This window comes from Verrucomicrobiales bacterium (genome assembly GCA_016793885.1).
Taxonomy (GTDB): Bacteria; Verrucomicrobiota; Verrucomicrobiia; order Limisphaerales; family UBA11320; genus UBA11320.
In genome coordinates this window covers 14,829-28,158 of sequence record JAEUHE010000024.1, presented here as the reverse complement: position 1 = coordinate 28,158, position 13,330 = coordinate 14,829, and the positions used below count along the sequence as shown (strand labels likewise).

16 protein-coding genes are annotated in these 13,330 nt (G+C 57.6%); 13 read left to right on the top strand and 3 right to left on the bottom strand.

The genetic code is table 11. The features are described from left to right. The first annotated feature begins 324 nt into the window (after positions 1-324). The 13 genes from JNN07_03200 (at position 325) to JNN07_03140 (ending at position 8,674) form a co-directional block, all read left to right on the top strand. Complete coding sequence (locus tag JNN07_03200) at positions 325-849, top strand: hypothetical protein (GenBank protein ID MBL9166721.1); 525 nt, start codon at positions 325-327, stop codon at positions 847-849. 544 nt (positions 850-1,393) lie between these two features. Further along, positions 1,394-1,738, top strand: a complete 345-nt coding sequence (locus tag JNN07_03195) for a hypothetical protein (GenBank protein ID MBL9166720.1) — start codon at positions 1,394-1,396, stop codon at positions 1,736-1,738. Positions 1,739-1,912: 174 nt separating this feature from the next. After that, positions 1,913-2,245, top strand: a complete 333-nt coding sequence (locus JNN07_03190) for a hypothetical protein (protein ID MBL9166719.1) — start codon at positions 1,913-1,915, stop codon at positions 2,243-2,245. Positions 2,246-2,359: 114 nt separating this feature from the next. Then, complete coding sequence (locus tag JNN07_03185; GenBank protein ID MBL9166718.1) at positions 2,360-2,677, top strand: hypothetical protein; 318 nt, start codon at positions 2,360-2,362, stop codon at positions 2,675-2,677. 336 nt (positions 2,678-3,013) lie between these two features. Next, on the top strand, positions 3,014-3,484 hold the full coding sequence (locus JNN07_03180) for a macro domain-containing protein (protein ID MBL9166717.1): 471 nt from the start codon (positions 3,014-3,016) through the stop codon (positions 3,482-3,484). Between the two features lie 101 nt (positions 3,485-3,585). Then, positions 3,586-4,380 carry a hypothetical protein gene (locus tag JNN07_03175; GenBank protein ID MBL9166716.1) on the top strand — a complete coding sequence of 265 codons (795 nt, stop codon included), beginning with the start codon at positions 3,586-3,588 and terminating at the stop codon, positions 4,378-4,380. A gap of 38 nt (positions 4,381-4,418) precedes the next feature. Next, a complete protein-coding gene (gene sugE, locus JNN07_03170) occupies positions 4,419-4,745 on the top strand; it encodes a quaternary ammonium compound efflux SMR transporter SugE (GenBank protein ID MBL9166715.1) in 327 nt (108 codons plus the stop codon). Between the two features lie 486 nt (positions 4,746-5,231). Next, positions 5,232-5,576 carry a hypothetical protein gene (locus JNN07_03165; protein ID MBL9166714.1) on the top strand — a complete coding sequence of 115 codons (345 nt, stop codon included), beginning with the start codon at positions 5,232-5,234 and terminating at the stop codon, positions 5,574-5,576. Between the two features lie 432 nt (positions 5,577-6,008). Next, positions 6,009-6,377, top strand: coding sequence for a hypothetical protein (locus tag JNN07_03160; GenBank protein MBL9166713.1), 369 nt, complete (start codon positions 6,009-6,011; stop codon positions 6,375-6,377). A gap of 93 nt (positions 6,378-6,470) precedes the next feature. Then, entirely contained in the window at positions 6,471-7,070 is a 600-nt protein-coding gene (locus JNN07_03155) for a DUF2306 domain-containing protein (GenBank protein ID MBL9166712.1), read from the top strand. 448 nt (positions 7,071-7,518) lie between these two features. Beyond that, the gene (locus JNN07_03150) at positions 7,519-7,776 is read left to right on the top strand and encodes a hypothetical protein (GenBank protein ID MBL9166711.1); all 258 of its coding nucleotides are present in this window, start codon (positions 7,519-7,521) and stop codon (positions 7,774-7,776) included. Then, positions 7,748-8,134 carry a DUF1801 domain-containing protein gene (locus tag JNN07_03145; GenBank protein MBL9166710.1) on the top strand — a complete coding sequence of 129 codons (387 nt, stop codon included), beginning with the start codon at positions 7,748-7,750 and terminating at the stop codon, positions 8,132-8,134. Before JNN07_03150 ends, JNN07_03145 begins: the two co-directional genes overlap by 29 nt. 24 nt (positions 8,135-8,158) lie before the next feature. Continuing rightward, positions 8,159-8,674, top strand: coding sequence for a hypothetical protein (locus JNN07_03140; protein ID MBL9166709.1), 516 nt, complete (start codon positions 8,159-8,161; stop codon positions 8,672-8,674). Between the two features lie 385 nt (positions 8,675-9,059). Here JNN07_03140 and JNN07_03135 read toward each other — a convergent pair whose 3' ends face one another. The 3 genes from JNN07_03135 to JNN07_03125 all read right to left on the bottom strand — a co-directional run bounded on the left by JNN07_03135 (position 9,060) and on the right by JNN07_03125 (position 13,263). After that, on the bottom strand, positions 9,060-11,282 hold the full coding sequence (locus tag JNN07_03135; GenBank protein MBL9166708.1) for a lamin tail domain-containing protein: 2,223 nt from the start codon (positions 11,280-11,282) through the stop codon (positions 9,060-9,062). A 101-nt stretch (positions 11,283-11,383) separates the two neighbouring features. Then, the gene (locus tag JNN07_03130) at positions 11,384-11,983 is read right to left on the bottom strand and encodes a DNA-3-methyladenine glycosylase 2 family protein (protein ID MBL9166707.1); all 600 of its coding nucleotides are present in this window, start codon (positions 11,981-11,983) and stop codon (positions 11,384-11,386) included. 41 nt (positions 11,984-12,024) lie between these two features. After that, positions 12,025-13,263, bottom strand: coding sequence for a PLP-dependent aminotransferase family protein (locus JNN07_03125; protein MBL9166706.1), 1,239 nt, complete (start codon positions 13,261-13,263; stop codon positions 12,025-12,027). Positions 13,264-13,330: the final 67 nt, after the last annotated feature.

The window sequence follows — 13,330 nt, the reverse complement described above, 5'->3', positions numbered from 1 at the left end:
CAGCGTCCGCTTTGGGGGTTTATTCCCATTTACACCCCGGATGTGACCGACAGCTTTATCCTGAGTCCTGACGGACGATTTGTTGGAGAGCATGAGACACCAGTCTCCTGACAAGCCCACTCGATCCAACAGCCCTTAGCCCCCGAGTTTTTTACATGATCATCGTTCCTGCATTCACGGCTTCGTGCGAGTTGGCGGTCGGTCGGCGGGCTGTGCATCAGCGGGGACGTTAGGTGTTTCATTGCGCCCCGTATGAACGAACAATTTACAATCTCTTCACAAATTCCTGACAACCTGCTCAGCAGCCACCTGACACTTGCTGCCATGAAACTCCTTCGACATATCATCACCATTGTTTGCCTCGTGGCCACTTTCATCGCTAACGCTGGCGAACAAGTCACCACCAAAGCCAAAGGCGGAGTCAATCAACCAACCGATGCAGAACCGCTTCTCCAAGGAACATGGGAAGGCACATGGGAGGAAGCCGGAGTGGGCGTTCAGCCGCCCGTAAAGTCGCCCGAAAAAATCACCATCACGATCACCGGCAGTTCACTCAGCTATCACCGGAACACGAACTTTTGGTTTGAGACGACATTCACATTGCCCGCGGGCACAGACCCAAAGCAGTTACACGCCACCATCAAAGATTCCGCGGGTAAGGATAGCATCGGCACAGTGGTCGTCGCTATCTTCAAGATTGAGAACGGGACATTGACCTTGGCAACGGGCAACGGTGACGGAGTGGCGCCAAAGAGCTTCGAACCCACTGGAGACAATGGGCTGAATCGCTACGAACTCCGGAAGGTTCAGCCGCAAAAGAAGAATACCCAGCCACCTAAAATCAAATGAACCGGAAACGCCTAACAATTCTACTCCAGTGAACGCGCCGACAGCATCCAGGTTTCAGGTTCAGAGTCCATACCGGCGCGTCCCTGAGCATCGGCGCTAGCCGGATTCCTCAGTCCCCCTTCTTCTATATGACCTGGGAAGCATATTGGATGGTATCCGCGCTCCATGCCTTCGTCAGTATAGTATTGCTGAGTCTGCTAGTCTCGAATTGCGCCCTGGTGTTGCGTGAGGGGCGAGCAGGGGTGGAGCGCTCCCGTAGATTCGGAGTCGTTTGGCGATCTCCCTGGCTTGCGCTAGGACTGATGGCTGGCCATTCCCATTGGGACGCAAGTTCAGTCATCATGGTCTTCGGTTGTATTGTGGTTCTCGCTACATTGATCAGGGAGGATCGAGAACATCCGACCGGCTAACCACTCGATCCAACAGCCCTTAGCCTCCGAACTTTACACATGATCACCGTTCCTACGTCCCAGGTTTCGACCGAGGTGGTTCTCGGTCGGCGGGCTGTGGATCAGCGGGGTCGTTAGCCGTCATCGGTGCGCGCATGAAAGGCCGTGATCTATTTATCGTTTGTCCGCTCCTGGCTCTTGCAGTTGCCTGCTTCTTCGTTGGCTATCGGCGGGGCTGGGGTGCTCAGCAGAAGCAGAGCACCGAATTTCTCATCCGGCGTTCACTGCACGTGCTTCATGCGGCGGAGCGCGGCGACATCACCAGCATTACCAACGGCTGTCGGATGTATTTGCTAGGACATACGAGGGCTTACGAGGCACTGGTTCCCGAGTCTGACATTCCCGATTCCTTTCGTGCTAGTTTTGCCGAAGCTCGCCAGATTGCTCGCGACGTGCTGACCAACCTGGTAGTCTTTGACCTGAAGAGTTTGGACCAATGAGATTCTTGACGGCTAACAGGCCCCACTCGATCCAACAGCCGTTAGCCTCCGAGTTTTTCACATGATCACTGTTCCTGCATCACAGGTTTCGTCTGAGTTGGCTCTCGGTCGGCGGGCTGTGGATCAGCGGGGTCGTTCGGCAGCATCCCACACTACACTCAACGCAAGTTACTCATGAAATTAATACAACGGTTGGTTGTTGGAGCGTCTCTTGTTGTCGCCGTCGCGATTGTAGCATACGCGACGGACAAGCCAGCACCGAAGGAGCGTGTGCTGCGCATCCAATCGAACGGCCAGGTTGTCGCCGAGGTTCGTTTGCTTGCCCCAGCCAAGTGGCTCTGCGGTGGCAGTCTTTCGGTGACCAAGGCCGGTGACGCGACTTATCGAGCTGGTAGCCCCCCGACTCTGTCTGGCACGCTGGTTTTTGACGACGGTACCGTGGTGCACCTCCATGGCAACGTTGAATTTGGCGGCACGTTGAAGGACCTGGGTTTGGAGCCCAAATGATGCCCGACACGCCTATTCCAGTGAACGCGCAGACAGCATCTAGGCTTCAGGTCGAGCGTCCAGACCGGCGCGTCCCTGAGTAGTGTCTGCGGCTTTCTGATTCCCCCCATCCCTATGGAAACTCCCATTGCCACTAAAAGGCTGACTGCCCAATGGACCGATGGCACCCGTCATGATGTTTGTGTCCAGATATGGCCCCCGACTCCCGACGGTCGGATGTTTCGTTGTCGAATCACCACCAAGGGGCTTCAGCCCGAGTACGATCCTCCGTCAATTGGCGGCTTCGATGAGATGCAGGCGATCACCCTCAGCTTGAGTTTTGTGCGATTCCTTTTCGAAGAACACCTGAGGCAGGGAGGAAGCTTATACTATCCCTCACCCGAGAGCGATGTGCCCTACTCGCCGCATGACTTGCCCCCTGCAACCAGCTGAGCCGAACAGTCACTCGATCCAACAGCCCTTGGCGTCGGTGTTTTTACCTGATCACCATTACTCCCGTCGCTGAGCTTTGCCGTAGGCATCATGAACTTACCCAAGTTCAAGTTCGGCGTGGCCGGTATCCTGACCTTTGCGTTGGTAATCGAACGGACGGACGCTTAGTCCGGTTTGGGACAGGTTGCCGTATTGGCTTTCTCGGAGGTTGCCTTGGGCGACACCTTGGCGAACCGTCGCCACTGAGACGATTGATTTGAGAAGCGCCCAATCATGCAGTCTAAACAGATTGTCGCCCGAACCCTAGTTTCCTAATGCAACCTCGGTCGCTCGCGCATGGATCTTCAATTTACTGTTGGCGATTTGCTCGACCAAGACGTGGATGTCATCGTCAATGCTTGGAATAGGAACATTATTCCATGGTGGCTGCTGATACCCCAGGGAGTCTCCGGCGCTATCAAACGACGAGCGGGATATGAGCCGTTCCGTGAACTGGGTCGGAAGGGCCCGATTCCACTCGGCGGGGCGGTCGAGACCGGCGCTGGAAGATTACCTTTTCGAGCCATCATTCACGTCGCCGGGATCAACATGTTGTGGCGGTCTTCAGAGTGGGCCATTCGGGCATGCGTTCGGAGTGCACTGGGTATCGCACGCGACCGAGGCTACTGTTCCATCGCCTTTCCCCTCATCGGTGCGGGCACCGGCGGCGTTTCACTGGAGCGGGCGCTCGAAATCATGCAGGACGAAGCCCGTCAGGTTGAGTATGATGGGCAGGTCATCTTTGTCAGATTCGGACAAAAGGCCTGACGAAGCTATTCCAGTAACTGCGCCGACACCGTTCATCGATCAGGCTCAGTGCTCCCAATCGAATACAGCGAACTCTCAGGCCCCTTGGCATTCCGTAATCTATGAAAACACAAGCAGTACACATCGCGATCGTCCTAGGCTTCTCCATCCTAATCTCTGAATCTGGAAAGGCTGCGGATCTCGTCTCGGAGTTCACCAGCACGAACGACGGCTGGACGAGCGTCAGTCATTCACGGGCGAATCCGCCCTGGCCGGAGTCGGGCGTCACCGCGCGGGATCTTTCTCCATCGGTCGCTAACGGCTTCCTCCGAATCCAGGATTTGAACAATGATTGGCAGTGTATCGCAGCACCGGGAAGCTTCCTGGGCGACTGGCAGCGATTTGGTGGTGTCCGACTCGGCTTAGTGACGGACGACTCCCCGACGGTTTACGAAGTCGTGCTATTTTTGTCGGGAAGCGTGGATGGGATCACCACGAACAGCGCCTCCTACACATTCCCGATCACCGGAACCCCTAGTTCCTCGCGTTTCGATCTGGTGGCCGCGCTGAGGAGCGAACAATGGACGATCATTTCCGGGTCCTGGGGCAACCTGCTGAAGAATGTGCAGCAGTTTTGGATTCGCATGGACTTGAATGGCAATGTGGCGGGTGAACTCGATCTGCTCGACTATGTGAGGTTGGCAGATTCGGGGGACCTCTCGTTGAAGATCCATCCCGCCGTCGAGCTGGAGTTCTTCGCCGTTGCGGGAGTCATCAACCAGCTGCAGGTTTCAAGCGACTTACAGACTTGGAAGAACTTCGGACTGCCTTTTGTCGGCGACGGGACGCAACAAAGCCGCTGGGTGCGCTTGGGTGACCAGGAGGAGCAGTTCTTCCGCATCGTGCGGCCTCAGTGAAACGATTCCGCCACACATCCGGTTAAGAAAGAGAACATATGGCTTGGTTTTATCTATTTATAGCGGGGTTACTCGAGATCGCTTGGGCGATCGGTCTTAAATACACTGAAGGATTTTCCAAGCTCTGGCCGAGCGTGGCCACGGTGAGCGCCATGGTCGCCAGTTTTGGGTTGCTGGCGGTGGCACTGAAAACGATACCCGTGGGCACCGGGTACGCGGTCTGGACGGGAATCGGCGCGGCAGGCACGGCCATTATCGGGATGGTGTTCCTCGGTGAGTCGAGAGAGATCGCACGCATTCTCTGCCTGGTGCTGATCGTTGCCGGAGTCGTCGGGCTCAAGCTCGTTTCCCCAGCAGGACACTGATGTTTCTCACTTTGGCGGCAGGGCTCGAACCAGCAGGGTTCAAAGAGAATAGCAGGGGGTGCTGGCACCGCCGGGCCTGTTAAAAATTACGGAGCATCGCGCAGCGATGCCATCGGCCTCCGACACTCGCATCCCATCTCCTCAAGCATCCTGACCCGTTGGTGGATCCCCTCGCCGACGGGTGGCACGCCCTTCAGGGTGCTGAGAACAGGGGACCAACCGACCGGGGGTGTCGCTCTGCTCCACGCCCCGGCTAATCTCTTTGAACCCTGGGGGTTCTCCAGGCCAAACAGCGTCCGGAGCTAGCTCGTCGGCCGGCCTTGGATCATTGGTTTCGTATCCCATTGTTCTAAGTCGATCATGGACATTCGGCGTTAGGTTTCTATGACAACAATCGTGGTTAGATTCGTAGGCAAGTCTGTATCCCCCAAGACGATCTCTGGGGCGTTAGGGGGGCAGAATCATGAGTCGTGCTTGTGGGGCGACATGATCGACGTTGCTGAGGACGATGGTACGGTGTCTCGGAAACGATCGCTGACCGGTTTCTGGAGACGCACCGTGGAGGTTGATAGGTATGCATCGGTGAGTGATGCCCTTGCGGACTTGTTTCGCGGACTTACTACGGATCCAGCCAAGTGGACTCAGTTCACTTCCGTTCATCGATCCGGTATCGCAGTCTGCGATCCTCCGCCGGGTTCGACCCCTACCTCTCTGTTCTCCGGCGATGAACTTGAACTGTTCGCCTCACTGGGTCTGCGGGTTGATCTCTACTTCCTGTCGCAGCGATCGCTCAAGAACACCCAGGATGCGTCAGATAAACCACCGCTTTGACCCCACGATGGGGTTATCGCTTCCACGGCGCTTCCCCACGATTAACTGTATACGATGATAGCAACCCCCCAAAGCATTGAGCGTCGAAGCGGGATTGAGTTGGCCGAGAAAACGAGAACAAGGTCCTGAGAATTCCACAGTGGCACGCCTTTCAGGGTGCTGTGAAAGGGGAGGCGATGGACCGGGGGTGTCGCTAACTCCACACCCCGGCTAAGATCTTGAACCCCCCGTGGGGGTTCGGGGCGGGGCGGGGATCTGGAGGCGCTTGGGACCGGTTTGCCTCACGGGCCTCGTGAGGGGCCGTCGGCGGGAGGCTTAAGCCGCGTCGTCACTTCAAATTCATACCTATCCGTGCAATCCGCGAAATCCGTGGTCACGGCCCTACTGCCGTTTTCAGGTTTACTCCCTATGAGATTGGTTGACACTGCCACTATGAGCTCTCCTTTTTCCCTCATCCGGACGAAGTTGCCGCTGATTTTAGCCGCTTACCCGCTCGCGTGGCTGTCGCTGCTTTACTTGTTTGTTCTGCGCGCTCGTTTGTATTTGGGGCATTGGCCTCAGCCGTACCATCCAGATCCGAAAGATCTGGGATTCACGGTTCACCACCAGGCAGTTTGGTTCGGACTCATGGCATTGCCAGTCGTCGCGCTGGCAACCGTCGCGCTCGCGCTGGTCGGACGGCGGGTCGCTGTGGATCGGCGCATCTGGCCCGCACTTACGTTCTTGGTCGCCTCCATCGTGCTAGTCATCGTCGTGGCACGCCTAGACCCCGGCGGCTTTTTCAACTGGTTTGCGGATTAAGGAGGATTCCGTTGTCCCCACCCCACCCCTCTTACCGATTAAATCATACGTACGTACTAAATAATCGGTACGCCACATCCGTGAACCGCATTTATGAGAACTCTGGTCTGGATCATTCTAGCCGCACTTTGTGTGATCGTTGGGGCTTACCCTCTCCTGTATCTGCTGGCTGATGGGAAGATCGGACTGCTGGAGACCAAGAGCGACGTCCTGCTGAGCAATGGAGGGTGGCGGTTGGGGTTTTATACACACATCGTCAGTGGAGGGATTGCCCTCTCGGTTGGTTGGACCCAGTTCCTCAAGTCCTGGCGGAGTCGGAATCTGCGTTGGCACCGGATTTTGGGGATGCTCTACGTGCTGATGGCCGGCGTCAGCGGAATGGCGGCGGTCTATGTCTCCTTCTATGCGTCCACGGGATGGGTGGCCGGTCTGGGCTTCGGCAGCCTAGGGGTGCTATGGCTGTGCTTCACCGTGGAAGCCTACCGGAGCGTCCGACAGCGGAATCTGCGGAAGCACGAGTCCCTGATGGTCTACAGCTACAGCGCTTGCTTTGCCGCTGTGACCCTGCGGTTGTGGCTGCCGTTGCTGATCGGCGTTTTTCACCTCGATTTCAAAGTGGCTTACCCAACCGTAGCCTGGCTGTGTTGGGTGCCCAATCTGTTGGTCGCCCGTTGGATCACGTCCAGAATGTGAGAAGAGTTTCAACGGCTTCCGGAGGGTGTGAGTAGAAGTGGGTGGGAAAGGCCTGGAAGTGGCGATGGACTCGGCGCCTGATGCCGGGCTTTCAGCCCTTGATGGAAGCTGGGATGTTTACCTGGGGTTGTCACCCCAGGCTGGGATGGGGCGCACCGTTGGTGCTCAAGCGCGACGAGCCTTCGACCCCATACTATAGCCAACCTAGACCATTAAGCGCAGATTCGAACGGAACTGAGGAGCAGTTTTGCGGATCCTGGGGCACAGGCCCAGCACCATCCGAGCCTGAGGTGACGACCCCACGTTTCATCACGCCTCGCGGCCCTGGGCTCTTGCTACCACCCCCTCCCGTCGACCATCCCTCCTTGACCGATTAAGTCGTACGTACGTACAGAATAATCGGTTGGCCGTATCCGGGACAAAGTGGCTCAATGGCTTCAGCGTGTTTATGAACACTCGCCTGCCCAAGGCGAATCCGGAGAGCACGGATTCCTGGAGTCTGGGGAAACAGGGCCATCCCATCATGAAGAATATTTTGGCATTAGCGTTTCAGGTCGTTATTGTGCTCATCGGGATTGGCGCTCTTACTTTCCTGCTTCGGGAACCTCATGTCGAAGGTAGGAATGCACATGCCACCACCTTCCAGATCATCAGGTCCCTCCTTCCCAATCGAAGCCATGAAAACGAAGCCAGCGCCGAAGACTGAGACGATCGACCAATACATCCTGGGGTTTCCCCCCGATATCCAAACGCTACTCAACAAGGTCAGGGCTGCCATTCACAAGGCGGTGCCACAGGCCGAGGAGACCATCAGTTATCGCATCCCGGCCTTTCGGTTTGCGGAAGGGACAATCGTCTACTTCGCCGCCTTCAAACAGCACATCGGGCTTTATCCCACCTCAAGTGGCATGCGGCAGTTTGAGAAGGAGCTTTCGTCGTACGAGACCTCGAAGGGTGCAGTCCGGTTTCCGTTCGACCGGCCGATTCCCTACACACTGGTCCGGCGCATTGCAAAATTTCGGGCTCAAGAAGTCCGAGCCAAGGCGAGGATGATTCGGAGTTAGTGTGGTGAAGCATTGAGTATCCCCATGTTCGCCGCACCCTCATTGACGATTTCAGTTTGTCCACAAATCCAAGCGGAGGGGGATAAGTTGACGGCATCAACTTCAGGGTTCATTCGGATTCTCAACCTGGGAAGTTTCTCACGCCGCGTGGTGGTGGATCGAGTAGCAAGGACGGTAACGGTGGCGCAGCGCAGCGCCTGGTTGCTTCAGCGAGAACGCGTGCTCTCCTTCGCTGAAATTGCTGCTGTGACCTACGGCTACGATGACGCGAATCCTTTCTCCGTCTTCTCAACCACTCACGACTCCGTCGATCGCTATGTGGTGGGACTGCTGCTGGTTGGAGGTGAGGAGGTCCGATTGTTTTCTTTCGTGGGGGACGGCTCGTTCACGAATGAGGGACCGTTGCCTGACTGGTGGTATTGGGAGGAATACGTCCTAGACCGCACTGGCTCCCAGGAACGCGAATCGCGGCTGTTTGTTCAGCTCCTGAGCAAGATGATCGGTGTGACCATTGCGCCCTCGAGCCAGACTCGGGAATAGGCCCACCCATTGCTAGTCGTCCGTCCTCGGACGATCCCCCAGCCCCGAACGCGGCGGGACCCGATGGTCTCACACGGAGCCACAAAGGTCCCGATGGGAAGGGGCCCGAGTTTTAGAACGCAAAGGACGCAAAGGACGCGATGAGGAACCGGAGGAAGGACAAAAACGGACTTCTTCTTTTCTCTGAAGACATAGCGTCCTTTGCCCTTTGCGGTTCAATAGTCTCTCTTGGCTCGGCCCGGTACTCTCTGCCTTGGGAGCTTGGTGAGCTTCGTGCCTTTGTGAGAGATACTCGGGCCCGCTGCGCTCGGGGCTGAGGAATCGTCCAGCATGGACGACGCTACAGCGATCGGGTCGAGTGCCGGGCCCATCGGGGAGTCAGCGCTCAATTCAAGGGGGACACCAAACGGTAGTAGCGACCGGCTTTGCCGGGCACCACCGCATCCTTCACTGTCATAGGGCCGTCCGTGGTTTGCACGGGAATGGAAACGGACAACGCCTTCCACGAGGGGGCCTCAAGCGAATCGGTATACTCGATCTGGAAGGTTCTACCCGCCAAGGCTGTGAACGTGATCGAGACTTGGGTTCCATCTACCTCGATGCCGCTGATCGTAAGCGGCACCGGCAGCGGCGCTCCAACACCTGGCGTGGGATCAGCCGCAAACCAGTTAAGCGGCTCGTTGGCATAAGCTTCCTGAGTTCGTCGATGCAGGGATTTGCCCTGCCCGTCGGCTTCCAATGGCCAGGGTGCCGCGTCCCTATAGACAACCCGATCCACCGGGATGAAGGGAATGTAGCCGGCATCCGGATGGGGCGGGCGTTGGACCTCGTCCGGCTTGAGTAGCTCAAGAGAGCCGCCGCCGTTGCTCAATCGACCACGGTAGGGTCCAAAGATGGGAACATTGGTGGAGACTTGGTAGAGCGCTCTGAACGCATTGAGGTCAGAGCGGTTGGTGGGGTTGAATCCCACGATGAGAGCATATCCCTTGGCGGCCAAGGTCGTTCGAATAGGGAACTGGAAACGGACCTGGCCGTCGAGCTTCCAACTGTTGCTCGTGACGGTCAGTGGGTTCAGCGGGTTGTAAAGTAGCAAGGCCGCCGAAGTGATGTTCCGCACCTCAACATACTCCCCAAAGACATCGTCGGCGCTCGCAGCGGCGGACTGAGGATGATACATGATCTCCGTGATCACCATCGGACCGATCTTCGGAGCGGAATTGGTCTTCCCGGCCCCGGTTCGAAACAGAGGGACCGTCGCAGGGCTATCCTGACCGAAAGTGGTGCTGGCCATGGGAACGAAATCAACCCCTTCGCTGGTCACAACACGACCCAGCGAGACACCGTTCTCCGCAGGGGACAGCCGAACCGAGGCGATGTTGCCCAGCAGGTTGCCCGCCGCATCGGCATTGAAGAGGTGACATTCATCACCCTTGGAAGAGTTAAATCGGAAACTGGGGTCGTTGCCCGTGTCATCGGGGTCGAACTGAACCTCGTAGAAAACGCGGAAGCCACCGGGAGCGATCACGACGTTAGCCGGAATCCGAAATTTTTTAGCATCCGAGCGAGAATTGCTCAACCACCAGCCTCCGATGGCAATGGGATCGGGTGATATGTTCTGCAACTCTACGGCATCTTCGAAAGGAAAGTCCGTGTGGGTCAGCACCTCATTGATGACCACGCCCTCGAGGGGCTGAAAGTTGCTGGCGCCAGGAGTGGCCTTACCGAAGCCAAAAGCGACAACATTATCGGTACCGTCCGGGAGCTTTCCCTCGGAAACGTCGGCGGTCTGCTGTCCAAATTTGACGCGGCTCAGGACCGTCGTCCGGTTGGGTGCAAACAGGCTGATGGTTTCCCCCCCGGCACCGAGCTTGAAGTTCACGTGGCCGTGATTGGTTTCCCCCGAGGCCATGTATTGAAGAAAGCTTTCCGGTCCAATGAACGACAGGGTCGGGATGGCCAAGTTGACCGTTGGGCTGGCAGTCTTGTCCGAGAAAACGCATCCGCCCAGGGCACTGGGCTGACGCTCGGAGTTGTACAGCTCCAGCCAATCGCTTCCGCTGGTGGTTGAAGCCATCCACTCATTAATCCGCAACTTGCCCGGATCACCCAATGCTTGAGCAGTGTTGGCATCCCCAGGAGACGGGGATGTCAGAGCCCACGCACCCGTTCCGCTAGGAATTCGCCCGATGGAGAAATCCGCGGCTTGCAACCCGAACTTCACCGAGTCAAGCAAGACTCCGTTGGCACCGTACAGACCCACCTCTTCACCGCTAGCGCTGAAGCTAAAAGCAGCGTGATACTCCCCTGGGACGATATTATTATCGCACCAGACCACCACATACCCATTCGGCGGCAGCTGAGCATCCGCCGGGAAAGCAAACTTGGTGGGCTGGCTGAGGTTGTCGGTCAACGTCATGCCCGCCAGGCTGACCACGGTGGTCCCGGTGTTATAGAGCTCCAGCCAGTCGGGATAGCTCCCTTCCTTACCCACCGCAGCCACATTGTTCGCCATCACCTCATTGATCACCACCGCGGCCGGCGAAACCTGCGGTAGGACCAGCGCGGCCAAGGAAAGGGCAAACGAGCTCAACAGCGTTCTCTTGAACATACAACGAGTAGAATGTGTAACTCCATCCATACACCAACTTACAGAATTCCGCCATCTCGTAAATCGACGGATCTTTCCGACACCCAAGCGTCACTTTGACACTATTCCTTAACCCGCTTGGCCGGCTTCGGCGGTGTATGAAGCTCGACGGCTCGCCAGAGATACCAAGCGGCCGTGGTGCGATAGGGTCGCCAGCGCTCTCCAAACTGAAGTAACTCTTTCGGACGTGGCAGAGCTTCGAGCCCGTACGCCAGACAATACCCCTTCCTGACCCCAAAGTCATCCACCGGCAGAACATCCGGACGCCCGAGTTTGAACATCAAGAGCATCTCCACAGTCCAGCGGCCCACCCCGCGGACCTGAGTCAGCCGCTCGATGATCGCATCGTCGGGCAAGTGTTTGAGCCCGCGGGAGGTGGGGACCAGTCCCTCGACTGCCTTGGCCGCAATGTCCCGGATGGCTAGCGCTTTCGCCCGAGAGAAGCCAACCGATCGAAGCTGGGCTTCGGAGAGCTGGAGAATCGCCTCGGGCGTGGGAAACCCACGTCCCGCAAAAAGAGCCCGAAAGCGCTTGAGAATCACTTCGGCAACCCGGCCGGTGAGCTGTTGATGCGCCACGGCACTAATCAGGGCGTGATAGGGTTGCCGCCGGGTTTCTGGCACCAAACCGCACGGTCCGACGTCCCGGATGAGCCGACCCATGACCTTATCGACGGCACGAAGGTGAGCGAGGGCCTGAGGCGTCACACAATCCCCTTAGCCGATATGAGTTGCTTCACAACCTCTCCCAAGCGCTTCATCCCCTCCTCGATCCGGGCGCAGGAGGCATTCGAGAAGTTGAGGCGGAGGGTATTCTTGCCCTGGCCATTCAGATGGAATTCCTCGCCGGGTACGAAGGCGACATTGTGCCGGATCGCCTCGCGCAGGACATCCTGCGCATCAAGCGACTCCGGCAAGGCCACCAGGAGGAACATCCCGCCTTCGGGTCGGTTCCAGCGGATACCCTCCGGGAAATAACGGGTGAGCGCCGCCAGCATGGTGTCGCGTCGTTCCCCATAGGCTTTTTGGAGTCGCGGGATCTGTCGCTCCATGACGCCGTCGAGCAGCAGTTGATAGCACAAATGCTGACTGAGGCTGCTGGTATGCAAATCGGTGGCTTGCTTGGCCTGCACCAGTTTTTCCAGCAATTCCTCCGGCGCGATAATCCAACCGACCCTCAACCCAGGCGCAAGCACCTTGGAGAACGTTCCACAGTAGGCGACGTTACCGTGGAGAGACTGGGCATCGTGGCGATTGGAGGCGCTGTGTCGCGCGTCGAGACTCATCAGGGTGGGCGGAGGCGTGCCTTCAAACCGGAGTTCTCCGTACGGATCATCCTCAATCAATCCGACATTGTTGCGCCGGGCCCAGTCCACCAGTGTTTCACGACGGGGGGTGCTGAGGGTGGTGCCGCCGGGGTTCTGAAAATTCGGGATCGTATAAAGCAGCTTCGGTGCTTGCAGGAGCAATGAATCCAGGCCCTCCAGCTGAATTCCTTGGCTGTCCGATGGCGCAGCCAGGAATTCGATGCCCAGCGGTCTCCAGGCGGACAGCAATGCCAAGTAGGTGGGGTTCTCCACGATCACACGGTCACCGGGATCGAGCAGGACGCGGCCCAGCAGATCCAGCCCTTGCTGTGCTCCCGTGACAATCATAACATTGGCGCGGGTGATCGGCAGACCGGGCTGGCGGAATCGGGCGGCGATCCAGTCGCGGAGCTCCGGAACCCCTTCGGTCTCGCCATACTGCAAGGCACGATTTCCACGGGTGGCGAGGACGTTGGCAACCGCGACACGAATCTCCTCCAAAGGAAAGAGTTCCGGGGCCGGCAAGCCGCCGGCGAAGGAAATCATATCAGGCCGTTCGGTGAGCTTCAGCAGCTCACGAACGGCGGAACGCTTCATCTGCTGTGAACGGGCAGCGAACCGTGAATTCCAACTCATATCCATTCGGGTATCCTCGCGGGTTCTTCGAACCTTGGATCCAAGCCTACCGGATCCAGGGTGTGCC